We start from the raw sequence: 24,345 nt of genomic DNA, 5'->3' as shown, positions 1-24,345 counted from the left end.
TCCGGCAGTACAGAACAGCCCGGGACCATAGCCGCTGGGGACCGATGGGGCAACGGCCGATGGTTGGGGTGGCGCGTTCATCGGCCGGGTTGTCGGCCTACAATCGCCGTTCCATCACATGCAGTCAGGGAAGCAGCATGATCGTCGGCATCGACCTGGGCACCACCCATTCGCTGGTGGGCATCTACGAGTCCGGCGGCGGTCGACTGTTCCCCAATGCACACGGCGAGCTGCTGACGCCCTCGGTGGTCAGCCTGGCCGATGGCGCGGTGCTGGTCGGGCAGCCGGCGCGCGACCGCCTGGTCAGCCATCCGGCGCACAGCGTGGCGAACTTCAAGCGCTGGATGGGCACCGACCGGCAGACCCGCCTGGGCGACCGCAGCTTCCGTCCCGAGGAACTGTCGGCGCTGGTGCTGCGCTCGTTGCTGGCCGACGCCGAGGCCGCCCTGGGGCAGAAGGTGGAAGAAGCGGTGATCAGCGTGCCGGCGTACTTCTCCGATGCGCAACGCAAGGCCACGCGCACCGCCGGCGAACTGGCCGGCATCCGCGTGGAGCGCCTGATCAACGAACCCACCGCCGCCGCGCTGGCCTATGGCCTGCAGCAGCGCGAGGGCGAAGGCCGGGTCCTGGTGCTGGACCTGGGCGGTGGCACCTTCGATGTGTCGATTCTGGAGCTGTTCGACGGCGTGATCGAAGTGCATGCCAGTGCCGGCGACAATTTCCTTGGCGGCGAGGATTTCTCGCGCGTGCTGCTGGATGCCCTGCTGGCCGACCAGCGCCTGGACCTGTCCACCCTGGCCGACAGCGAGAAGGCGCAGCTGCTGCGCCAGCTGGAACGCTTCAAGCGCGAGCTGAGCCACAACGGCAGCAGTACGCTGGAACTGACCCTGGGCGAGCGCAGGCTGCGCTGGGAACTGGACGAGGCCGGATTTGCCCGGCTGTGCGATCCCCTGCTGCAGCGCATGCGCGGCCCGATCGAGCGGGCAATCCGCGATGCGCGGCTGCAGCCGGACGCCCTGGACGACATCGTGCTGGTAGGCGGTGCGGTGCGCATGCCCATGGTCAGCCGCCTGGCCACCCGCATGTTCGGCCGGCTGCCGCTGCGCCATGTCCACCCGGACCATGCCATCGCCCTGGGCGCCACCGTCGCTGCCGGCCTGAAGGGACGCAACCAGGCCCTGCGCGAAGTGGTGCTGACCGACGTCTGTCCCTACACACTGGGTACCCAGGTATCGCGCCGCACCGCCGACGGGCAGTCGCGCAGCGGCTATTTCCATCCCATCATCCAGCGCAACAGCGTGGTGCCGGTCAGCCGCGAGGATCAGTTCTTCCCGATCCACGAGAGCCAGCGCGAAGTCGTGATCGACATCTACCAGGGCGAAAGCCCGACCGTGGACCGCAACATCAAGCTGGGCGAGCTGCGCGTGCCGCTGACCCGTCGTGCGCCGATGGAACAACGCGGCATCACCACCCGCTTCACCTACGACATCAACGGCCTGCTGCAGGTGGAGGTCACCGAGGATGCCACGGGCCTGCGCCACGAGCTGATCCTGGAACAGAACCCGGGCCTGCTGTCGCCCGAGGAGATCCAGCAGCGCCTCCAGGCCCTGCAGGACCTGAAGATCCATCCGCGCGACGCCCAGCAGAACCTGGCCGTGGTGGCCCGCGCCGAACGCCTGTACGAGGAGTTCATTGATCAACGCGACACGCTGCAGGGCTGGCTGCTGCAGTTCCGCCACGCGCTGGAGGGCCAGGACCTGCACCACATCGAGCAGCAGCGCCGCGAGCTGTCGCAGGCGCTGGACAGGCTGGAGCGCGATGCATGAGCTGGGGCCTGGACGCGCTGGCGCTGGACCGGGATGCCGACGAACGTGCGATCAAGCGGGCCTACGCGCAGCGCCTGCGGGTGACCCGCCCGGAGGACGATCTGGTCGCCTTCCAGCAGCTGCACGAGGCCTACCAGGCCGCGCTGGCATGGGCGAGAGGGCGCACCGCCGAGGAGGCCCCCGGGCCCGGCAGCGGACCGGAAGCGCCGCTGCCGCCGACGGTGCTGGCCATTGAGGATGCCGGTCCGCAGGTGGATGACCAGGTGCAGTCCGGCCAGCGCGTGGACGTGGAGGCCATCGCTGGCCGCATCCTGACCGAGGCCGTGCAGCAGGAACCGGAAGCGCTGCAGGCCTGGCTGGCGCAGCAGCCGGAACTGTGGCCGCTGCAGTGGAAGGCGTGGATCGGTGACGCGCTGCTGGATGCGCTGTTCACCGGCACCGAGCCGGTTCAGGCCGACAACCTCGATGTGCTGGCCGAATTGTTCGGCTGGGACGAGATCGGCAGCAGCGTGGATCCCTATGCACTGGATGCGCAGCGCTTGCAGATGCACCGCCACTGGGTGGTGCAGCCGGGCAACCACCACCGCCTGGCCGAACTGCTGCAGCGCTGCGGATTACCGAGCCCACCCGCTGCGGCCCGCGAGCACATGGCTTGGCTGTCGCGTCCCTGGAATCACTGGCAAGCGCTGCTCACCTCCTTGTCGCCCCAGCGCGGGCGCGACCTCAACCAGACCCTGGATGCACTGGGCATCGATGACGGCACATCAGTGCCGGCACCGCTGCAGGCCCGCCAGATCGCGTTCTGGCGCGACATCGGCGCGATGCACCGCCTGAACCGCGAGCGCTGGCTGCAGGGACTGCTGCGCGGTGTCGCGTGCGCGCTGATCGCAGCGTTGCTGGTGCTGTCCGTAGGCGTGTTGGGCCAGATGGCCATAGCCCACAGTGTTGCCGGCATCCATCCGTTGGCCACCTACGCACGGGTCGCGCTGTTCGCCGCGCTGGCGCTGGTGCTGCTGGGCGCGCTTGCCCCTGCGGTGCAGACTTTCCTGCACTGGCAGGTGCAGCAGGAACAGCCGCATCGATCGGCGCTCGCGGCACTGCTGCCGATTCCGCTGCTGGCGATCGTGGCCATCGTGCTGATCCACGGCCTGGAGCTGCGCACTGCCGGCACCCTGCTCGCCTGGCCGGTCCTGGGCCTGTCCGTGTGGCGCTGGTGGCGGCGCAGCCAGCTGCAGATCCAGTTCAATGGATGGCTGCTGCTATCGGTGGTGCCGTTCCTGAAGCTGCTCATCCTGGGCATGACCTACGCCGAACTGCCGGTCGCACTCGCAGTGGCATTGTGGGCGCGCGATGCCTGGACCCAGGTGTGGCGCCGGCCATGAGCGATTGGATGACGCTGCTGGGGCTGGAGGCCGACGCCGACGAACGCGCCATCAAGCGCGCATATGCGCGGCGGCTGCGGGTCACCCGGCCCGAAGATGACCCGGTGGCGTTTCAGCGGCTTTACCAGGCCTACCAGGCGGCGCTGGCGCAACAGGGCGGGGATGCAGCGCCGCCTGCGGCAAACCTCCCGACGCAGGCACCGACGGATACAGTGGACGCCGAGGCCGTCGCCGCGCAGCTGCTCGCGCTGGCCTGCCAGGGCAACGCGGCTCTGCTGCAGCAGTCGCTGCAGCAGCAGCCGGAGCTCTGGTCCCTGCACGGCAAGCAGCGCATCGGCCACGCCGTGCTGCAGCGGCTGGTGGCGGACGAACCGGCTCTGCCGCGCAGCACCTTCGACGCGCTCAGCGAGTGTTTCGGCTGGGATGACCCGGTGCGGCACTGGGACATGCAACGGCTGGAGGCGGTGGCGCGCCGCTGCGAGCAACACTGGTTGCTGTCACCGGCCGGTGCGGAGGCGCTGGCGATCCGCTATTCGGGCATCAGCGACAGCCTGCTGGTGCCTGGAAGCGATGTGCTTCCCAGCCTGCGCGAGGCGCGCCCGGCCTGGCGCAACCTGCTGAGCACCCTGCAGCCGTCGCGCGCACACCAGGCGCTCAGCCTGCTGGCGGCGCTGGGCTACTGGCATGACCTGCGCCTCCCGCCCGGCCTGGATGCAGGGCAGGTCGCGTTCTGGTCACGTTTCGGTCGCGAGAGCGATGCCATCCATTGGCAGTCCGGCGCCCTGCGCGCCCTGCTGGCCGCGATGGTCCTCGGGCTGATCTGCACCTGGGCCGTGGTCGCCAGCTGGCCGCTGCCGGCTTCGGCCGATGGCACGCTGGACGGCGGCCAGCGCGCGGCGCTGATCATCGCCGCTGCCGTGCTGCTGGTTCCGGGGCTGTGGTTTGCGTCCCACGCCACGCGCGCGATCATCCGCTGGCAGTCACTGCCGGAGCATGCCACCACCGTCCTGCCGGGGCTGCGCATCCTGACCATTCCGCTGGCGGTCGCTGCGGGGATGGGAGCGCTCCACCTGGCACTGCGTTTCACGACCGGGGTTCCGGTCGGTCCGCTGGTCCTGTTGATCATCGCCAGCGGTGCCGTGCTGCGGATCGCCCGCCAGCGCTTCCTGCGACGGTGCAGCCCAATGGAACAGGACGCGCCATCCTGCGGCGTGGTGGTGGCGATTGTGCTGATCGTGCCCGCGCTGGTCATCGCCCTGGTCTACTGGGTGAAGGACCTGCACGAACACCGCGACGAGCTGCGCTGGTTCAACCGCTAGCCGCGGCTGGCGATGGGGTCGGCCATCTTTCAACGAAAGGGCCGACCCCGAGCGGGTCACTTCTCCCGACGCCAGTTGATCGAGCCACGGTTTTCCACCGTGCTCGATTCCACTTCCACGTCGAAGCCGCGGCGCAGCAGGTACTTCAGCGTGATCACCGAACCGGCGCCGACCAGCGACACGCCGTAACCCACGTACAGCTTGGGCGAGATGTACTTGCCCACGCCGATCACCGAGCCGCCCAGCGCGCGTGACTGGCTCACGCCGGCGTCGTCCAGGCCCAGCTTGGCACCCAGCTGCGAGGCCAGCAGCCCGCTACCGGCCGAGAGGGCTGCCGAGGCCGCGTTGACCTGCTGCGCCTGGTCGCTGCTGGCACCGGTCAGGCTGCGGCCGAGCACCAGGTAGGCCAGGGCCTCGGACTGCGACATCGCCGGATCGGACCACACGTCCGCGCGCGGCTGCTGCGCACGCCCGGTCACATCGATGCCGGCAGTGACATCGCCGATCCGGCGCTCGGCACGGATGTTGATGCGCGGGTCGGACACCGCGTTGTAGTTCCAGGTGAGGTTGCCGCGGGTGATGGTCAGGTCCTGCCCGTACGCCTTGTAGCGCCCGCTCACTTCCAGGCCGCCGTTGGCGGTCATCTCGCGGCCGGGCTTGGCCCACACCTGCATCTTGCCGGTCAGCGCACCCTTCAGGCCGAAACCGCTCATCTTCACCTTGTCGCCGAGGCTTACCGTCAGGTCCATGTCCAGCGGCGAGGTGCGCGATTCTTCCGGATCGACCGGGTCGAGCACCACCACGTCTTCAGACACCGAGGTACCGCGGTCCAGGCGTTCGAGATCGATGTCGGCCTCGGGCACATGCACGGTTCCACGCAGCTCCATCGCTGCCTTGGCCAGGGTGAAGTCGAGATTGGGGTTGGCGACGATGCGCAGTTCGCTGGTGTTGGACAGCAGCACATTCTCGCCATGGATCTTCAGCTGCAGCGGCTGGGCATCGCCGAACCACGACAGGCCCCCATCCACATACAGCGTGCCCTGGCCGGAGTTGGCCTGTGCGGTGATCTTGGCCGAACCATCCGGCTGGGCCACGAAGCTGCCCTTGCCCTGGTCGAAGGTCAGGCCCAGCGCCGGGAACTCGCCCTTGAAGTTGCTCAGCTGCGCATCACCGCCCAGCGATGGCTGGCCGCGCGTGCCGCGCAGGCTGACGTGGCCTTCGATCAGGCCGGTCGGGCGCACGATGTCCGGCGAGAACAGCTCCAGCCAGTACAGCCGCGACATGTTGAGGTAAAGCTCGCCATTCAACGGCGCGCTGGCTTCCCAGCCGGTCTGCATCTTCGCGTCGACGAAGCCATTGCCCTGGAAGCCCATGCCCAGGTAGCCCTTGATGCTGGCCGGGGTCATGTCCAGCTTCAACGAGAACTGGTCATAGCGCACCAGCTCGCCACGGGTGGTATCACCGACCGTGACGCGGCTCTCGCCGAGGCGGATGCCGCCTTCCTTCGAGCGCACTTCCACATGGCCTTCCCAGGCGTTGCCGCGCGGGCGGATCTGCGCGTCCAGGCTGATCTCACCGCGCAGGTTGATGCGGCGGCCGGACTGCGGCGGCAGCCACGGTTGCACCAGCGCCAGCGGCAACGCGTCACTGCGCACCACCAGGCCCTCGCGCGGCCAGTTCGCCTGTGCGCACAACGCGCCGCTGCTGGCGGCGGCCAGGCAGGCTTCGGACAGGGTGTAGGTGCTGCCATTGATCGCGAACGCCGCCGGGGCACGTAATGACCAGGCATCGCCCTTCACCGGTGCGATGCGCAGCGACGCCAGCTCGCCGCGCCACTGCGTGCCCTGCTGGCGCACGCTGCCCTGCAGCTCGATCGCGCCCATTTCATTGCGGGTCTGCGCGGCCAGCCGCAGGTTGGACACGCTGCCCTGCGCATCGATGTTGAGTCGTTCCAGCAGCATGCCGGCATTGACCTGTTGGCCCTGCACCGCCAGCGTGCCGCTGTCGCCGCGCCACGGCAGATGGCCCTTGATGCTCACGCTCTCGGCGCCGTAGCCATCCCAGTTGAGGTTGTTGCCGACCAGGTCGGCGGTGATGTCCGGCGCGTCACGCGGCCCCTTCACCTGCACCCGGCCACGCAGGCCGCCATCGGCGCCCGGCAGCAGATCACTCAGCTGCAACGGTTCGAATCGCGCATCGATGTCGAGGCGGTCGCCGACCTTGCCCGATGCGGTCACCCGGCTGCTGCCCAGCGCCAGTTTCAGCTCACCCTGGCCCTGCGCGCCCTGCAGCGCGAACTTGCCCTGGGCGTCGAGGTTGCGCTGGCGCAGGATGCCCTTCAGCGACGGCAGATCGACCGTGGCCTCCAGCGTGCCGGCGGTTCCCGGCGGCGCATTGGCCGGCGGCGGCAGCTGGCGGCCCTTGGACGCCAGGTTGCCGGACAGGCGGCCGTTCCAGCCCGGCACGAAATAGCCGGGATCGAAGTCCTTCAGCGTGGCCTTGGCGTCCCAATCCAGCTGCGGCGCCCACGCCACCTGGCCCTCCACCTGCAGCTGGCCGCCCGGCGTCTGCGCCTGCAACTGGTGGATCGACGCCGCCTGGTCGTTGCCACGCACGTCGAAGCGCAGCTGCGCCTTCTGTGCATCACGTTCGACATCGGCGCGACCGATCGCCGCCCACGCCTTGAGAGTACCGGCCAGGCCGAAGCGCGCTTCCTTCAGCGTCACCGGCACCGGCGCGCTGCCGGCGGTATTCGGGTCGGGCGCCGGCACGTAGGTCAGATCGTGCGCCACCACCGAGAAATCGAGCGTCTGCTGGTCTTCCTTGCTGAAATCGGCGGTGCCTTCCAGGCGTGCTTCGCCCCCCAGGCCCTTCACCACCAACGGCGATACCTTCAGCACCTGGTCCTGCAGCGACACCACCGATGGCGCCAGCTCCAGTTCCTGCTCACCCTGCTTCACCCTGCCGTGCAGGTTGGCGTTACCGCCCTTGCCGGACGCGGTGAAATCCAACGCCAGCGGCGCGATCGCCGAGCTCGCCAGCGCCGGCGACAGCAGCGCCAGGTCCAGCTCATCGCTACGCACGCTGGCGTTCCAGGTCGGATCGGTACGCCCGTCGAACACCAGCATCGCGTGCAACGGCCTGGGCGCACGCCCAGCCAGGGCCACTTCCATGTGCGCAAGGTCGCCGCGCGCCACCAGCCCAAGCGTGGCCGCAGTCCGCCCGCGCGGAGCGGGCAGCACCGCGGTGACGGTTACATCGGTGTCATAGTCGTTGGCCGGGATGTAACGGCCCTGGGCAGTGAAGTTGCCCATGTCGCTGTCCACCACCAGCTTGCGCGCCTGGAATTCACCGTTGGCGATCTCGATGCCACCACGCACGCGGCTGATGTCGATCACCGGTTCGTTGGCCTGGCTGATGCGGAACCCGTCGATGGCGATGACATCGGCCTGGATGGCCAGCGGCATCTCGATCTGCGGCAGCGACTCGGGCCACGACGGCAATTTGAACGGCTCATCGCTCTTGGCCAGGTTCAAGGTCGCGTTGGTCAGCTCCAGCTTGTCCAGCAGCAGCTTGCGGCCCAGCAGCGGGCGCAGGTCCGGCTCCAGGTGCGCACGCTCGGCGTGGAAATGGATGTCGTCATAACGGAAGTCGACGTTGTACAGGGTCAGCGGCCCGGCCACCGGGCCCTCCACCTTGTCCCAGGTGAAGCTGGCGCCGACCGGCAGGCGCGCCACCACCTGCGCCAGCAGCACGTCACGACCGGCTACGGTCTGCAGCAGCCAGTACACCGCCAGCAACGCCAGCAGCACCAGGCCGATCACACCCACGCCTGACCAGGCCCAGAAGCGCCGGCGGCGGTAGAAGCGCACGCGTGGCGGCGTATTCGGGTTGGGGCTCGGTGCGGGCGTGCTCACAGGTCCGCTCCGATGTTCAGGTACAGCTGGAACTGCGAATCCGGGTTGTTCAGGCCGTGCGCCACGTCGATGCGCACCGGGCCCACCGGCGATTTCCAGCGTACGCCGAAGCCGACGCCGGTGTGCAGATCAATCGTGTTATCGAAGGCACTGCCGGTATCGACGAACACCGCCGCACCCCAGGGGCCACCGTTGAAGTAGTGCTCGTACTCGGCCGAGCCGATCACCAGGTTCTTGGCACCCAGCGCGTACTTGTCCGGCTTCGGGGTACGCGGGCCGACCTCACGGTAGGCGTAGCCGCGGATGCTGCGGTCACCACCGGCGAAGTAGCGCAGGCTCGGCGGCATCGCCACCAGGTCGCTGGTCCAGGTGGTGCCGCCTTCGCCGCGCAGGATCAGGCGGTTGCTCTCACCCACCGGGATGTACCAGCGCAGCACGGCGTTGGCCTGCACGAAGCTGGTATCGGATCCGGCGCCCTCGACGCCGGCGCGCATCGTTGCGGTTCCACTGATGCCCTTGCGCGGGAACATCTCGTCGTCGACGTTGACGTAGTCGGCGACCATCTGCGGATACACCAGTGTCGAGGTGTTGTAGACCGCATCGGTGAACTCGGTGCCGGACGCATAGCGCCAGCGCTCGCGCAGCGCGTTGATCGAGGCGATCGCGGTCCAGTGCTCGTTGATCTCGCCGCTGCGGCTGGCAATCAGCTTGAAGTTGCGCAGGTCGATGTAGTCGGTCTGTTCGTCGTAGGCGCTGGCGGCGAAGGTATACCACCCGTCCAGCCAGTTGAAGGCGGGGATGCGGTAGCTGGTGACCAGGCTCTTGCGCTTCTGCGCATAGTCCAGCTGCGTGTTCATCTTGTGCCCGCGGTTGTTCAGGAAGCGCCGCTCGATGCCACCGCGCACACCCGGGCCGCTCTCGCTGCCGTAGCTCAGGCCGGCGGTGTAGATGGTGCGCTTGGCGCGCGTCAGCTTCACGTCCACCGGCACTTCGCCGTTCTCGTCGGCCTGGTCCGGGCGCGGCTGGATGTCGATCACGCTGAAGTAGTCCAGCTTGGTCAGCGACTCGCGCAGCCGGTCCAGCTTGCCCTCGTGGTAGTAGCTGCCCTGGTCCCAGTACACCAGTGGATCGAACAGCTTGTCGACGAAGTAGTCCTGCTGGAAGCGCACCGGGCCCATGTTGTAGCGGCGGCCGCTGTCCCAGGTCAGGTCGATGTCGGCGGCATTGTCGGCGCGGGTGATCTGCACCTGGCGCTGGGTGTAGTCGGCGTCGAAGTAGCCACGCTCGGCCAGGCGCCGGGTGATGGTGATCTTGCTGGCTTCGTACTGGGTGTGCTCGAAGCGCTGGCCCTTGCGCGGCTTGAACGCGGCCAGGTCATCCTGCAGGTACTGGTCGTACATCGCCGGGCCGGTGATGTCGATGTGCTCGCGGCGCACGGTCACCGGGGTGCCCTTGTCGACATGGATCAGCACGCGCACGTGTTCGTCCTCGCGCGGTGCCTCGACCTTGATCACCGGGTTGTAGTACCCGAACGGTTCCAGTGCCTGGCGGGTCTGCCGCTCGGCCTGCGACAGCAGGTATTCCAGGCGTGATTCGCCCTGCTCCTTGCCGATCGTGTCGTACAGCGACAGCGATTCCTGGATGTTCTCGATGATTGCGGCGTCGTCGCCCTTGTCCAGTCCCTTGATGTCCACCTTGTCGATGGTGCCGCGCGCGTGGGCCACGGAGGTGGCCGCCAGCGACAGGACCATCAGCGGCAGGGCGTAGTTCTTTGGCTGCATGCGGCACAGCATACCGACCGGAGGTGACGATGCGAAATGCACCACGTCATTGGGGATCGGTTGTTAAGTGGCGGTCAAAATACGCCGCAAGGTGTCGATTGTCTCAATCGACCAATCAGGATGCCGGCATCGTGCACGATGTCGGCAATGACCCCGATAGACATCGCCGGCGATGTTCCGGTAGTGCCGGCCGCTGGCCGGCAACCCACAGATCGGTGGCAATGCCGGCCAGCGGCCGGCACTACCGATACGGGCATCAGCTCGACAGATGTTCGATCGCCGCGACCTTGCCCAGGCGCTCGCCCAGCAGCGTCAGCAGCGCCAGGCGGTTGCCACGCAGCGCCGGATCCTCGGCGTTGACCATCACGCCGTCGAAGAACGCGTCGACCTGCGGGCGCAGGCGCGCCAGGCGCGCCAGCACCGCGACGTAATCCTTGTGCTGCAGGCTGGCGCCGGTATCGTCGATGGCCGCGGTAACCGCTTCGGCCAGCGCGCGCTCGGCGTCTTCCTGCAGCAGCGCCGGATCGATCTGGGCCGGAATATCGCCCTCGGCCTTGCGCAGGATGTTGCGGATGCGCTTGTTGGCCGCGGCCAGTGCCTCGGCTTCCGGCAGCGTGGCGAAGGTGCCGATGGCATCCAGGCGGCGATCGAAGTCGTACAGCGAGGCCGGCTTCAGCTCGGCCACGGCGTTGAAGTGCGTGGCCGGCACGCCCTTGTCAGCGTAGTAGCCCTTCAGGCGGTCGAGGATGAAGTCGTACAGCTCGCCGACATCGGCCTGCACGTTGCGTGCGGCCAGGCCGGCGTTGGCGCTGGCCAGCAGCGCGCGCAGGTCCAGCTCGAAGCCGCTTTCGATGATCGTGCGGGCCAGGCCCAGCGCATTGCGGCGCAGGGCGAACGGGTCCTTGTTGCCGGTCGGCTTCAGGCCCGCGGCGAAACCACCGGCCAAGGTGTCCACGCGCTCGGCAATGGCCAGCACCTTGCCCAGCGCCGACAGCGCGATGTCATCGCCACCGAAGCGCGGCTGGTAGGCCTCGTCGATGGCCAGCGCCACGTCGCCTGCTTCACCACCGGCCACCGCGTAGTGGCGACCGGCGATGCCCTGCAGTTCCGGGAACTCGTTGACCATGCGCGATTGCAGGTCGTTCTTGGCCAATTCGGCAGCCCGCCTGGCCTGCGCGGCGTCGGCGCCGACCTGCGCTGCGATCACCTCGGCCAAGGTGGCCACGCGCGCCACCTTGTCGGCCACGCTGCCCAGCTTGGCCTGGTAGGTCACCGTCTTCAGGCCTTCGCCCATCGATACCAGACCCTGCTTCAGGTCCTCGTCGAAGAAGAACTTGGCATCGGCGAAGCGCGGGCGGATCACGCGTTCGTAGCCCTTGGCCACTTCGGCCACGTCCTTCGATTCGATGTTGGCGATGCCGATGAACTTCTCGGTCAGCGTGCCTGCGGCATCCAGCACCGGGAAGAACTTCTGGTTGATCTCCATCGTCTCGATCAGCGCTTCCTGCGGTACCGCCAGGAACGCACGTTCGAAGCTGCACAGCACCGCCGACGGCCACTCGACCAGGTTCACCACCTGCCCCAGGTTGTCCTCGCTGATGCGGGCGCTGCCACCGGCCTTGCCTGCGGCGGCCTCGACCTCGGCGACGATGCGCGCACGGCGCTCGCTCGGGTCGACCAGCACGAAGGCGGCGCGCAGGGCTTCAACATAGTCCTGCGGCTGCGCCAGCGACACGGGCTGGTCGTGGTGGAAGCGATGGCCACGGCTGACACGGCCGGCCTGCAGGCCGAACAGTTCGGCCTCCACCACCTCGGTACCGTGCAGCAGCACCAGCCAGTGCGCCGGGCGCGCGAAGCCCCAGGTGTGGTCGCCCCAGCGCATCGGCTTGGGAATCGGCATCGCTGCAATCGCCTCGCGCAGGATCTCCGGCAACAGGCTGGCGGTGCGTGCGCCCGGGGTCACCGCGCGGTGCACGAAGCGCTCACCCTTGTTGTCGGTGGTCTTCTCCAGCGCGGTCCAGTCGATCCCGGCCTTGGCGGCGAAGCCCTGCAGGGCCTTGGTCGGCTGGCCTTCGGCGTCCAGCGCGATGTTCAGGTACGGGCCCAGCACTTCGCTGCGCTGTTCCGGCTGTTCCAGGCCCACGCCGGGCAGCAGCACGGCCAGCCGGCGCGGGGTCGACAGCGGGCGCGCATCGCCCAGTTCCAGCGCGACGCCGCGCGTGCGCAGGCCTTCGACAACACCGTCGAAGAAGGCCTGGGCCAGGCCCGGCAGCGCCTTGACCGGCAGCTCCTCGGTGCCCAGTTCGATCAGCAGGGGGGACAGTTGGCTCATCGGTTCGATCCTGTGATGGGGGCGCAGCGCGCAACGCGTCCGGCGCCCCGGGGTAATGGATGAAAAGCGGGTCGGTACGGGAGGGCGGTCAGGCCTTCTTCGCGCCCGGGAAGCCCAGCTTCTCGCGCTGCTCGTAGTACGCCCTGGCCACCGCCTGGGCCAGCGCGCGCACGCGCAGGATGTAGCGCTGGCGCTCGGTCACGCTGATCGCGCGGCGTGCATCGAGCAGGTTGAAGGTGTGGCTGGCCTTCATCACCTGTTCGTAGGCCGGCAGCGGCAGGTTCACTTCCACCAGCTTCTGCGCTTCACGCTCGCAGGCATCGAAGCGGTGGAACAGTTCTTCCACGTCGGCATGTTCAAAGTTGTACGTGCTCTGCTCCACCTCGTTCTGGTGGTAGACGTCGCCGTAGGTCACCGGCTGGCCGTCCGGGCCATAGGTCCAGACCAGGTCGTAGACGTTGTCGCAGTTCTGCAGGTACATGCACAGGCGTTCGAGACCGTAGGTGATCTCGCCCAGCACCGGGCGGCACTCCAGGCCACCGGCCTGCTGGAAGTAGGTGAACTGGGTCACTTCCATGCCGTTGAGCCAGACTTCCCAGCCCAGGCCCCAGGCGCCCAGCGTCGGCGATTCCCAGTTGTCCTCGACGAAACGCAGGTCATGCACCAGCGGGTCGATGCCCAGTGCCTTCAGCGAATCCAGGTACAGCTGCTGGATGTTGTCCGGCGCCGGCTTCATCGCCACCTGGTACTGGTAGTAGCGTTGCAGGCGGTTCGGGTTCTCGCCGTAGCGGCCGTCGGTCGGGCGGCGCGAGGGCTGCACGTAGGCCGCGTTCCAGCCTTCCGGACCGATCGCACGCAGGAAGGTGGCCGGGTGGAAGGTACCGGCGCCCACCTCCAGGTCGAGCGGCTGGATGAGCACGCAGCCCTGCTGGGCCCAGAACTGGTTCAGGGTCTGGATCAGGCCCTGGAAGGTGATCGGAACGGTCGGGGTCGCGGACATTCGGGCGATTCTTGGCCGGCAAGGGGGTGCGCTAGTATAACGGCCGACCTGCGGGGCATTCCGTACCCGGGAGGAGCAGGCAGATGGAACATCGGCTGCCGGTGGGCACGCCCGGCGAAGCTGGCGGCGTACCGCTGCCGTGGGGACGCCTGCAGTTCGAGCAGGTGGCCGCGGCCCTGATCGCCGACGGCCTGGTGGCCGAACAGGAACAGGAGCGCATGCGGTTTTCGGCGCAGGGCGCGCGCAACGCCAGTGAAGTGCACCCGCTGGTACTGCTGTCCAACCTCAAGCTGGCTGCCCGCGACGGCGGCGAGTTGACCCTGGAGCGCCTCACCGAATGGCTGGCCCGGCGCACCGACAGCCGCTACCTGCGGATCGACCCGACCCGGGTAGACGTGGCCACGATCACCGCGCTGGTGTCCCACGCCTATGCCCGCCGCCATCGCTTCCTGCCGCTGGCGGTGGATGCCGAACGCGTGCTGGTGGCCACCAGTGAGCCGCTGGTGCAGGAATGGCGCCGTGACCTGCAGCATCTCACCCGCCGCCGGGTCGAGCTGGCGGTGGTCAATCCGTTGGACCTGCACCGCTACACCATGGAGTTCTATGGGGTGACCCGTTCGGTGCGCGGCGCGCGCGGCGACGTGCGCGGCGAGGTCAACACCACCCTGCCCAGCTTCGAACAGCTGGTCGAGCTGGGCCGCACCGGCGATGTCAACGCCGATGACCAGCACATCGTGCACATCGTCGACTGGCTGCTGCAGTACGCCTACGAGCAGCGCGCCTCGGACATCCACCTGGAACCGCGCCGCGAGATGGGGCGCATGCGTTTCCGCATCGACGGCGTGCTGCACAAGGTGTTCGAGGTGCCGCCGGCGGTGATGACCGCCGTGGTCAGCCGCATCAAGGTGCTCGGCCGCATGGACCTGGCCGAGCGCCGGCGCCCGCAGGACGGCCGCATCAAGACCCGCTCGCCGGGCGGCCGCGAGGTCGAAATGCGCCTGTCGACCATGCCCACCGCGTTCGGCGAGAAGTGCGTCATGCGCATCTTCGACCCGGATGCCGCTTTCAAGAGCATCGACCAGCTCGGTTTCAGCCCGCAGGAGGCGGCCGGCTGGAACGCCTTGGTCGAGCGCCCGCACGGCATCGTGCTGGTCACCGGGCCGACCGGCTCAGGCAAGACCACCACCCTGTATTCCACGCTGAAGCGACTGGCCACGCCGGACGTGAACGTGTGCACGGTGGAAGATCCGATCGAGATGATCGCGCCCGAGTTCAACCAGATGCAGGTGCAGGCCAACATCGACCTGGACTTCGCCAGCGGCGTGCGCACCCTGCTGCGGCAGGACCCGGACATCATCATGATCGGCGAGATCCGCGACCTGGAAACCGCGCAGATGGCAGTGCAGGCTTCGTTGACCGGGCATCTGGTGCTGTCCACCCTGCATACCAACGATGCACCCTCCGCGGTCACCCGCCTGCTCGACCTGGGCGTGCCGCATTACCTGCTGGCCAGCACCCTCAACGGCATCCTCGCCCAACGCCTGGTGCGCACGCTGTGCCCGCACTGCAAGCAGCCGCACAGCCTTGGCACGGCCGATTGGGCGGTCCTGGCTGATAGCCAGGATGCATATCCAGATGACGCCACACCCTGTCGGCCGGTTGGTTGCCTGGAGTGCCGACGCACCGGATTCCTCGGCCGCGTCGGCCTGTATGAGCTGCTGCCATTGAGCTCGCGGCTGCGCGGGCAGATCCGTGCCGACATGGATCTGGCCGGTTTCAGCCGCGCTGCGCGGGCTGAAGGGCTGCGAACCCTGCGCCAGGCTGGGCTTGAAAAGGTGGCACAGGGGCTGACTACAATCGAGGAAGTCCTGTCAGTGCTGCCGCCCCCGGATGAACCCAGCTCCCTTCCTGATCCTTGAAACCGGCCGCCCGGTGCCGTCGCTGCGCCGCTACGGGCGCTTCCCGCACTGGATCCGCGTGGCTGCCGGGCTGGAAGAACACGAAACCGTGGTGGTCGATGTCGAACATGGCGACGCATTGCCCGACCCGCGCGCCTTCGCCGGCGTACTGGTGACCGGCTCGGCAGCATTCGTCACCGACCACGCCGACTGGAGCGAGCGCAGCGCCGCATGGCTGCGCCAGGCCGCCCACGACGACCGCCCGCTGTTTGGCATCTGCTACGGCCATCAGCTGCTGGCGCACGCGCTGGGTGGCGAAGTGGCCTACAACCCGGCCGGCCGCGAGTCGGGCACCATCGAGCTGGAGCTGCAGCCACAGGCCGCGCAGGACCCGCTGTTCCAGGGGCTGCCGCAGCATTTCGCCGCCCATGCCACCCATCTGCAGACCGTGCTGCGGGCGCCCGACGGGGCCGAGGTGCTGGCCCGTTCGCCGCTGGACGGCTGCCACGCCTTCCGCTGGGGGCGCCAGGCCTGGGGCGTGCAGTTCCATCCGGAATTCGCCACCCACCACATGCGTGGCTACGTGCGCGCCCGCGCTGACTGCATCGGCCGTCATGGCGGCTGTGCCCGCAGCATCGAGCGCGCGGTGAGCGCCGCACCGCTGGCGCGCCAGCTGCTGCGCCGCTTCGTCCGCCAGGCGCGGCTGTCTTCAGCCCAGCCGGTGGCAAAACAGGGATAATCGGCGCCACGGGCAGCCGCCCGGCCCCCTCCTGTCCTTCCCGGATGTCCATGAAAGAGATTCGCAAGCTGCCGGCTTCGGCGGGCGCCCAGTGGTTGCTGGATACGTTCTCGCTGTACCGGCGTGCGCCGCTGCAGCTGGCCCGGATCGGCCTGACCTGGCTGCTGGTGAGCTGGGTGGTCACCCTGTTGTCGACGCTGATTCCCGGTGCCGCCGGCCTGGCCGTACAGCTGATGACCCTGGCCATCTCGCCGATCATGTTCGGCGGCATGCTGTACGCCGTGGGTGAGATCGACGAAGGCCGCCCGGGCCTGGCCTCGCACCTGCTGCAGCCGATCCGCGACCATCGCGTCAGCCACCTGCTGGTGCCGCTGGCGATCCAGGTGCTGGCGGTGCTGCTGCTGGGCGCACTGTTGTTCCTGATGATCGGCCGCGAGGGCTTCACCGCCTTCAGCGAGGTCATGACCAAGATGGAGGAGATCAGCCGCAGCGGCCAGCAGATCAGCCCGGACGATGCGGCGGCGCTGGTCGCCAACCTGCCGGCCAAGCGCATTGCGCTGTGGATGCTGCTGGTGTTCCTGAGCGCGGTGGCGCTGTCGCTGGCAATGTTCACCCAGCCGGCACTGGTGGTGTTCGACAAGCAGAGCGGCATGCACGCGCTGCGCCTGAGCCTGCAGGGCTGCATCGAGAACATCGGCGCGATGATCGTGTTCGCCGTGCTCGGCCTGATCGCCGCGTTCTGCATGTACATCCTGTTCGTGATCGTGATCCAGATCGCGATGCTGATCGGTGGCCCGCTGGCCGCGGCCTTCATTGCCCAGCTGGTGCTGACCACGGTGCTGATGCCGCTGTATGTCGGCGCGGTCTATGCCGCGTGGAAGCAGATGTTCGTACACCGCGGCAGCCGCGCGGCACCGCCGATCCCGACCACCCCGACCTCAAGCGACATCTTCCACGCCTGATGAAAAAAGGGGACGGAGGGGATTAAGTCGTTTGTGCCTTTAACGACTTAATCCCCTCCGTCCCCTTTTTTCTTTCAGGCGGCGGGCTTCTTGACTGCCGACGACGGCACCAGCCAGCGTGCGGCGTGGATGCCCAGCTCGTAAAGCAGGCACATCGGAATCGCCAGCATCAGCTGCGACACCACGTCCGGAGGGGTCAGCACAGCGGCCAGCACAAAGATGCCGACGATCGCGTAGCCGCGGCCTTCCTTGAACTGCTGCGGCGTCACCCAGCCCAGCAGCACCAGGATCACCATCGCCACCGGCAGCTCGAAGCTGCCGCCGAAGGCGAAGAAGATCGCCAGCACGAAGTCCAGATAGGCATTCGCGTCCGGGGTGATCGCGATCACGTCCGGGCTGAAGGTGGTCAGGAAGTGGAACACCGCCGGCAACACCAGGAAGTAGGCGAACGCACAGCCGGTGTAGAACAGCAGCACCGACGACACCAGCAGCGGCACCGCCAGGCGTTTCTCGCGTGCGTACAGGCCGGGCGCAACGAACGCCCACAGCTGGTACAGCAGCCACGGTACCGCCACGAACAGGGCCACGAAGAAGGTCAGCTTCAATGGTGCGAAGAAGGCGCCGGCCGGATTGGTGGCGATCATCGTCTGCCCATTGGGCAACTGCGACACCAGCGGTTCGGCCAGGGCGTTGTACAGCCGCTGGGTGAACGGCAGCAGCCCCAGCAGCACCACGCCCAGGCCCAGCAGCGCGCGCACCAGGCGCCCGCGCAGTTCCACCAGATGCTCCACCAGCGAGCTTTCGCCGAAGTCCTGTTCGCTCATGGATGGCGCTCCGGGCTCTGCGTCGGCGTCGCACCGGTGTCGACGGCCGTGTCAGCCGTGGCGGGAACCGCGGCGCCCTCCTGCGCCACAGCGCCGGCTGCTGCAGGCTCGCTCAGATGCGGCGGAACGTCCGCCGCCGCCGGCGCGCGCATTTCCTGAGCCAAGGCATCCCCTTGCTGCTGCGCCTCCTGCGCTTCGCGACGGATCGCTTCGCCGCTGGCACGCAGCTGGTTCTCGGTATCCTGCATGCCCTGGCGCACGTCCTGCATCTGCCGCTTGATCTCCTCGGCCTGCAGTTCGCGCTCCAGTTCCTGTTTCACCGAATCCCATTGCGTACGGGCGCGGCGCACCCACAGGCCGGCGAAGCGGGCCGCCTTGGGCAGGCGCTCGGGACCGAGCACCACCAGGGCGACCACGGCAATCACCAGCAGTTCGCTGAAGCCGATATCAAACACCGCGACCGCTCCGGATCAGCGAGGGGTGCGGTCGTGCTCGTCCTGCGCGGTGCGCGAGGCGTCCTGGCTGCGCGACTCGTCGCCCAGCTGCGCGTTCGGCTTGTCGTCGTCGCGCATGCCCTTCTTGAATTCCTTGACCGCCGAACCGAGATCCTTGGCGCCGCTGGTCAGGCGCTTGGTGCCGAACACCAGCAGGACGATGGCCAGCACGACCAACCAATGCCAGATGCTGAAACTGCCCATAAAGACGCTCGTTACGTTAGTGATCAGGCTGTCGAGCATAGCGCACCGGGTGTTAGCCGGCGCGCGTGACGAAAGTCAGTTTCCGCCCAGCGTTTCGGTGCGGATTTCGCCGTCGTTGACCGGCTGGAAGCCCTGCTGCTGCGGCGGCGGGGTCTGCGGCACGTTCTGCAGCGGCGCGGTGGTGGCCTCGGCCGGAGCTGCGGGTGCTGCCTGAACAGGCGCCGGGGCCGGGGCCGCCGCGCGCGGTGCGTTGCCGCCGTTGCCAGCGCGGTTGTTGCGCGCAGCATAGGTGGCTTCCTCCAGACGGTCGCGGAAGGCGACCACATCCATCGACGGCGCACCGGTGGCGCGACCCTCGAAGATCATCCGCGGCGTCGTGTTGCTGCCATAGGCGTCCAGGTTCGCGGCATCGTCAATCTGCAGCACCGCACCATCCAGGGCAACACCGGCAAACAGACCACGGGCACGCGACCACGACCAGATCTCGGCCTTCAGCTGGCCGTCGGTGGCAGCGGCGGCATTGCGGCCGACCGGGCCGGCGGCAACACCGGCATCGGCGCCCAGGGTGAACTTGCCGTTCACCAGGTTGTCCAGGCTGCGGTCGTTGCGGAACACCAGCACCACGTCCGAGGACTGCACGCCGGCCTGGAAGCCGATGCTGCCGCCGGTCAGCTTGACGAATACCGGGCTGGACCAGGCGCCATTGGGCATGCGCACCGACATCAGGCCATGGCCGCGGCGTCCGCCGATGACCAGGCCGGCCTTGATCGTGTCAGGAATGACGATGACCGCGCGGCCTTCGTCGAGCAATTTGTCCGGAATGCCCTGTTCAGGGATTTCCTGGATTTCAGCCAGCACGCGCACCGCGTTGCGGGCGCGCTGGTCTTCCTGCGGTCCGGCCATGGCCTGGCTGGACAGCAGGCTGGCGGCGATCAGCAGGGCTTGGATCGGGCGACGCATGGCAGGCTCCAGAAGTCAGTCCATAGGAAGATATAGCAAGTGACTGAAATTAGTAGTGTTGTCATGAATCTCCAATGAGCGTTCCCTGCTCACATTGATGCGCGCCATGCCTGCGATCTGAATCCTGCATGCCGACGCGACGCCGGATCGGCGACAATGAGCCCATGCTCGACGCACCCGATACCGCCGTGCTGGCGGTCAACCTAGGCACGCCCGAGACGCCGACGGCTCCCGCCGTACGCCGTTACCTGGCTGAATTCCTGTCCGACCCCCGTGTGGTCTCGATCCCGGCGCTGCTGTGGCAACCGTTGCTGCGCGGGTTGATCCTGCCGCTGCGCAGCGGCCGTTCCGCCGCCAAGTACGCCCAGGTCTGGCTGCCCGAGGGTTCTCCGTTGATGGTGCATACGCGTCAGCTGGCGCAGGCCATGCAGGGCCTGCTGCCGGCGCTGACGGTGCGCCACGCCATGCGGTATGGCGAGCCTGCGCTGACCCGCGAACTTGACCGCCTGGCGGCCGAAGGCGCGCGCCGCATCGTGGTGCTGCCGCTGTACCCGCAGTACTCGACCACCACCACCGCCTCGGTCCAGGACAAGGTCGATGCCTGGCAGCGCCGCAATCCTGCGGTGGCCGTCAGCCTGGTGCACGACTACGCCGTCGATCCGGACTGGGTCGAGGCAGTGGCCGGATCGATCCGCCGCTACTGGGAACAGCACGGACGCGGCCAGAAACTGATGTTCTCCTTCCATGGCATTCCGCAGCGCCTGGCTGACGCGGGCGATCCCTATCCGCAACGCTGCGAAGCCAGCGCCCAGGCCATCGCCGGTGCGCTGGGCCTGGGCAGCGACGCGTGGCAGATGGGCTACCAGTCGCGCTTCGGCCGCGAACGCTGGTTGCAGCCGTACGCCGAGCCCAGCCTGTGGGCGCTGGCCGAGTCCGGGGTGAAGCAGATCGACGTGGTCTGCCCGGGCTTTGCCACCGATTGCCTGGAGACGCTGGAAGAAGTGGCGATGGGCTTCACCGAAACGCTGGCCGAGCGTGGCGCGACGATGCGCTACATCCCGTGCCTCAACGCCGATCCGGAGCACGCCCGCGCCTTGGCACGGCTGGCCGTAGCCGCGCTGGCATGAGTCTGCAACCGTTTGAACTGGAGGTCGCTGGCGCGCGCGTTGCCGGCCTGCGCAATGGCGGTGACGGCCCGCGCGTGCTGGCCCTGCATGGTTGGCTCGACAACGCCGCCAGCTTCGTGCCGCTGGCCCCTCACCTGCCGTCGCTGCAGCTGGTGGCCATCGACCTGCCCGGGCATGGCCACAGCGCGCACCTGCCGGCCGGTGCGAGCTACACCACCGCCGCCGCGATCTGCCACGTGCTCGATGTGGCCGATGCGCTGGGCTGGGACCGCTTCAGCCTGCTCGGTCATTCGATGGGCGCAGGCATCGCCAGCCTCACCGCATCGGTCAGCGACCGCGTGGAGCGCCTGGTGGCGATCGAAGCCCTCGGAGGCCTGCGAGGCCCCGAGGAAGACACCGCCCATCGCCTGCGCGAGCATGTGAATGCCACGCGTGGGCTGGCCCGCAAGCAGCTGCGCGTATTCCCCGATCTTGCCGCGCCGATCCGCGCGCGGATGATGGCCAACCAGCTCAGCGAGCCGTGTGCGCGCCTGCTGGTCGAACGTGGCGTGGAAGCGGTCGAGGGTGGCTACCGCTGGTGCAGCGACCCGCGCCTCATGCTGCCCACCGCGATCCGGCTCAGCGAAGGCCAGATCGACAACCTGCTGCAGGCCATCGCCTGCCCGACGCAGGTCATCTACGCCACGCCGGCACAGCCCTACTATCCCGAGCCGATGCGCAGCGACCGCCTGCGCCACCTGCGTGATGGGCGGCTGGCGCTGTTCGCCGGCAACCATCACCTGCACATGGAAACACCGGCGCAGATCGCCGAGGTGATCCTGCACTTCCTCGGCATCGACAACGCCGGCTGAGTCGCAGCGTCCGCTGCACTTCACTCTGCGCGTTTGCGGCCGATACATCAGTTGCGGGCCCCTGCGCCCGCGGCACGCAGGTCCGGTCGGGCCTGCGGCGTGTGTCAGGTCCCGCAAGGAAGTCCGCATGCCCGCTCTGCTGCACCGTCACCCACAGGATGTGGCCACGGTGTCCCGTCTCCGCGTCGCTGTCCGCGTCGCATTCCCTGAATTCCGGTCCATGCCCTGCGCGCGCCCTGCTGCGTGTGCTGTGGTGTGGCCGTTGCCGTCTGCTGATCCAGGAGTCGCCGATGTCCGTTGCATCCTCCCGTCCCCCCGATACCGCCCGCCTGCCGCACCTGCAGCAGCTCGCGCACCGCGCTGACCGCCGTCTGCTGATCGGCAGCGTGGTGCTGGCCCTGGCTGGCCTGGTGCTGGCCCTGCGCGGCCCGCAGGTGCAGGCCGCCGCGTTGGCGGCCGCCGCCGTACTGCCAGCCGCGTGGTTGGGCGGCTCCCAGGCGGGCCGGGCCGTCGCTCGCAACGGTCTGGCGTTGCTGTTGTCGCTGCAGCTGGCCGTGTTGTGCGCGATCATCAGCCTGTCACCGGCATCGCCGATTGCCGTGCTGCTGGGCGTGCTGCTGGGCCACCGCGATCGCCTTCCAGTGTGGCTGGCGGGGGCTGTCGGCACGCTGGCCCTGCTGGTTCCGCTGATGCACGGCGCCGCGCCAGGGCCGGCGCTGCTGCAGGCCGGAGTATTCGCCGGGCTCACCGTGCTGCTCGGCCAGGTCGCGCAGCGCCTGCGCGAGCAGACCGAGGCACTGGGCCATGGTCCGCGCCGGTTGGCCGCGCTGGCGCGCGACATTGCCACCGGCGCCGATCTCGGCAGGCACGCCGACAGCAGCGCCTACGCGCCCGGCTCGCTGGCCCACGCGCTGGCCGATACCGCACGGCACGTGCAGGCGCAGCGCAGCCGCGAGGCCGCCGCGAATGCCGAGAACGCACAGATCCGCCAGGCGCTGGATGCCTCGCGCACCGCGATGATGATCGCCGACAACGACCATGTGATCCGCTATGTGAACCGCTCGGTGGTCGCGCTGCTGCGCAACCAGCAGGCGACGCTGCGCCAGGCCTTCCCCGATTTCGACGCCGAGCGCCTGGTCGGCAGCAGCATTCACCGCTTCCACGCCAACCCGGACCGCATCCGCGGCATCCTCAACGGACTGCAGGTCGCACACAACGGCAAGGTGCGGATCGGGCCGGTCCACTTCGCCCAGGTGGTCACACCGGTGTTCGACGCACAGGGCATACGCCTCGGCTTTGCGGTGGAATGGCATGACCGGACCCACGAGCTCGCCCTGGAGAACGCCGTCGCGGGGATCGTCGCCGCCGCCGCCGCCGGCGATCTGGAGCAGCGCCTGCGGGCCACCGAAGGTGCCAGCTTCCTTGACGGCCTCACCGGTGGCATCAATCAGCTGCTCGACACGCTGGGCAGCACGGTCGACGAGGTGCGGCAGATGCTTTCGGCACTCGCCCAGGGCGATCTCGACCGCCGCATGCAGGGTGAATACCACGGAGCCTTCGCTGCGATCCAACGCGACGCAAACACCACCGCTGCACAGCTGGCGCGCATGGTCGGCCACATCCAGCAGTGCGCCGCGACGATCAGTACCGCAGCCAGCGAGATCGCGGCCGGCAACGGCGCCTTGTCCGAACGCAGTGAGCGCCAGGCGGCCCATCTGCAGGAAACCGCGGCGTCAATGGAAGAACTGACCGCCACCGTGCGCCAGAACGCCGCCCATGCGCGTCAGGCCAGTGAGCTGGCAGCGTCCACGCAGAGCGCAGCCAGCAACGGCAATGCCGCCATGCAGCGGGTGGTCGACACCATGCAGGCGATTGAGACTGCCTCGGTGCGTATCGGTGACATCACTGGCGTCATCGATGGCATCGCCTTCCAGACCAACATCCTGGCATTGAACGCGGCGGTGGAAGCGGCACGTGCCGGCGAGCAGGGCCGCGGTTTCGCCGTGGTCGCCAGCGAGGTGCGCGTGCTGGCGCAGCGTTCGGCGGCGGCGGCGCAGGAGATCAGGAAGCTGATCGACGAGGCGGGGCGCCAGGTGGGCGAAGGGGCCCAGCTGGTGGCCGACGCGGGCCAGCGCATGCAGGGCATTGTCGGTGGCGTGGAGAACGTCAGCCACCTGATGCGCCAGATATCGGCCGCCTCGCAGGAACAGTCGGTCGGCATCGAGCAGATCAACCAGACGGTGGTGCAGATGGACCAGGCGACGCAGCAGAATGCGGCGCTGGTAGAGGAAGCCACCGCTGCGGCGCGCGAACTGCAATCGCAGGCCGGGGCGCTCACCGAAGCGGTCTCGGTGTTCCGCCAGCAGGAACCGCACGAGGTCTCGCAGGCCGCCTGACCCGGGCTTTCAGTTCGATCCTGATCAAGACGGCGCCCTCAGGGCGCCGTCTTTTTTGTGCGTGTCCTGCGTGATGGGTCACGCAGAGAGCATCCCTGCATGGCGCGGATCTACGGGTAGTACCGGCCGCTGGCCGGCAAACGATTGGTAGCTGCCAACCTTGGTTGGCGCATTGGCTCCTCGCGGAGGGCATCCACGCAGGGCGTGGATCTACCGGGCGATGTAACGCCATCGGGTTGCCGGCCAGCGGCCGGCACGACCCGCATTTCCTGCGGACAAAGAAAAACCCCGCTGCGCAAGCAGCGGGGTTTTGGGTGTAAACCCTGGCGATGA

General features: G+C 68.2%; 17 protein-coding genes. 9 read left to right on the top strand and 8 right to left on the bottom strand.

Annotation, left to right across the window (positions count from 1 at the left end):
• Positions 1–137: 137 nt before the first annotated feature.
• The 3 genes from ARC23_RS14115 to ARC23_RS14105 are packed head-to-tail and all read left to right on the top strand — an operon-like array spanning position 138 to position 4,527.
• The gene (locus ARC23_RS14115; protein WP_057497783.1) at positions 138–1,826 is read left to right on the top strand and encodes a molecular chaperone HscC; all 1,689 of its coding nucleotides are present in this window, start codon (positions 138–140) and stop codon (positions 1,824–1,826) included.
• Positions 1,823–3,208 (top strand): J domain-containing protein, encoded by a 1,386-nt coding sequence (locus ARC23_RS14110; protein ID WP_057497782.1) that lies wholly within the window; start codon positions 1,823–1,825, stop codon positions 3,206–3,208. Before ARC23_RS14115 ends, ARC23_RS14110 begins: the two co-directional genes overlap by 4 nt.
• The gene (locus tag ARC23_RS14105) at positions 3,205–4,527 is read left to right on the top strand and encodes a J domain-containing protein (RefSeq protein ID WP_152985272.1); all 1,323 of its coding nucleotides are present in this window, start codon (positions 3,205–3,207) and stop codon (positions 4,525–4,527) included. Before ARC23_RS14110 ends, ARC23_RS14105 begins: the two co-directional genes overlap by 4 nt.
• Positions 4,528–4,583: 56 nt before the next feature.
• Here ARC23_RS14105 and ARC23_RS14100 read toward each other — a convergent pair whose 3' ends face one another.
• The 4 genes from ARC23_RS14100 to glyQ all read right to left on the bottom strand — a co-directional run bounded on the left by ARC23_RS14100 (position 4,584) and on the right by glyQ (position 13,557).
• Positions 4,584–8,444, bottom strand: a complete 3,861-nt coding sequence (locus tag ARC23_RS14100; protein ID WP_057497780.1) for a translocation/assembly module TamB domain-containing protein — start codon at positions 8,442–8,444, stop codon at positions 4,584–4,586.
• Positions 8,441–10,237 (bottom strand): autotransporter assembly complex protein TamA, encoded by a 1,797-nt coding sequence (locus tag ARC23_RS14095; protein ID WP_057497779.1) that lies wholly within the window; start codon positions 10,235–10,237, stop codon positions 8,441–8,443. The genes ARC23_RS14100 and ARC23_RS14095 overlap by 4 nt, the downstream gene beginning before the upstream one ends.
• A 244-nt stretch (positions 10,238–10,481) precedes the next feature.
• Complete coding sequence (glyS, locus tag ARC23_RS14090; protein ID WP_057497778.1) at positions 10,482–12,557, bottom strand: glycine--tRNA ligase subunit beta; 2,076 nt, start codon at positions 12,555–12,557, stop codon at positions 10,482–10,484.
• An 88-nt stretch (positions 12,558–12,645) separates the two neighbouring features.
• A complete protein-coding gene (gene glyQ / locus ARC23_RS14085; protein ID WP_057497777.1) occupies positions 12,646–13,557 on the bottom strand; it encodes a glycine--tRNA ligase subunit alpha in 912 nt (303 codons plus the stop codon).
• Between the two features lie 83 nt (positions 13,558–13,640).
• On the opposite strand from glyQ, the gene ARC23_RS14080 reads away from it, so the two are divergent.
• The 3 genes from ARC23_RS14080 to ARC23_RS14070 are packed head-to-tail and all read left to right on the top strand — an operon-like array spanning position 13,641 to position 17,156.
• On the top strand, positions 13,641–15,476 hold the full coding sequence (locus ARC23_RS14080; RefSeq protein ID WP_057497776.1) for a GspE/PulE family protein: 1,836 nt from the start codon (positions 13,641–13,643) through the stop codon (positions 15,474–15,476).
• Positions 15,448–16,194, top strand: a complete 747-nt coding sequence (locus ARC23_RS14075; RefSeq protein ID WP_057497775.1) for a glutamine amidotransferase — start codon at positions 15,448–15,450, stop codon at positions 16,192–16,194. Before ARC23_RS14080 ends, ARC23_RS14075 begins: the two co-directional genes overlap by 29 nt.
• Before the next feature lie 50 nt (positions 16,195–16,244).
• Positions 16,245–17,156: a BPSS1780 family membrane protein gene (locus tag ARC23_RS14070; RefSeq protein WP_057497774.1), complete on the top strand. Its 912-nt coding sequence runs from the start codon at positions 16,245–16,247 to the stop codon at positions 17,154–17,156.
• Positions 17,157–17,230: 74 nt separating this feature from the next.
• On the opposite strand, the gene tatC is transcribed toward ARC23_RS14070, so the two are convergent.
• The 4 genes from tatC to ARC23_RS14050 form a co-directional block, all read right to left on the bottom strand.
• Positions 17,231–17,980: a twin-arginine translocase subunit TatC gene (gene tatC / locus ARC23_RS14065; protein ID WP_057497773.1), complete on the bottom strand. Its 750-nt coding sequence runs from the start codon at positions 17,978–17,980 to the stop codon at positions 17,231–17,233.
• The gene (tatB, locus tag ARC23_RS14060; protein ID WP_057497772.1) at positions 17,977–18,435 is read right to left on the bottom strand and encodes a Sec-independent protein translocase protein TatB; all 459 of its coding nucleotides are present in this window, start codon (positions 18,433–18,435) and stop codon (positions 17,977–17,979) included. The genes tatC and tatB overlap by 4 nt, the downstream gene beginning before the upstream one ends.
• Before the next feature lie 15 nt (positions 18,436–18,450).
• The gene (tatA, locus tag ARC23_RS14055) at positions 18,451–18,678 is read right to left on the bottom strand and encodes a Sec-independent protein translocase subunit TatA (RefSeq protein ID WP_014648907.1); all 228 of its coding nucleotides are present in this window, start codon (positions 18,676–18,678) and stop codon (positions 18,451–18,453) included.
• Between the two features lie 75 nt (positions 18,679–18,753).
• Positions 18,754–19,638: a lipid-binding SYLF domain-containing protein gene (locus tag ARC23_RS14050; RefSeq protein WP_057497771.1), complete on the bottom strand. Its 885-nt coding sequence runs from the start codon at positions 19,636–19,638 to the stop codon at positions 18,754–18,756.
• A gap of 164 nt (positions 19,639–19,802) precedes the next feature.
• Here ARC23_RS14050 and hemH point away from each other — a divergent pair, with 164 nt between their 5' ends.
• The 3 genes from hemH to ARC23_RS14035 all read left to right on the top strand — a co-directional run bounded on the left by hemH (position 19,803) and on the right by ARC23_RS14035 (position 24,012).
• On the top strand, positions 19,803–20,765 hold the full coding sequence (gene hemH, locus ARC23_RS14045; RefSeq protein ID WP_057497770.1) for a ferrochelatase: 963 nt from the start codon (positions 19,803–19,805) through the stop codon (positions 20,763–20,765).
• Positions 20,762–21,616: an alpha/beta fold hydrolase gene (locus ARC23_RS14040; RefSeq protein WP_057497769.1), complete on the top strand. Its 855-nt coding sequence runs from the start codon at positions 20,762–20,764 to the stop codon at positions 21,614–21,616. The genes hemH and ARC23_RS14040 overlap by 4 nt, the downstream gene beginning before the upstream one ends.
• Positions 21,617–21,906: 290 nt before the next feature.
• Positions 21,907–24,012, top strand: coding sequence for a methyl-accepting chemotaxis protein (locus ARC23_RS14035; protein ID WP_057497768.1), 2,106 nt, complete (start codon positions 21,907–21,909; stop codon positions 24,010–24,012).
• The last annotated feature ends 333 nt before the right edge of the window (positions 24,013–24,345 follow it).

This window comes from Stenotrophomonas beteli (assembly GCF_001431665.1).
Lineage (GTDB): Bacteria > Pseudomonadota > Gammaproteobacteria > Xanthomonadales > Xanthomonadaceae > Stenotrophomonas > Stenotrophomonas beteli.
The sequence above is the reverse complement of the archived record's forward strand: the minus strand, read 5'-3'. Positions and strand labels throughout refer to the sequence as shown.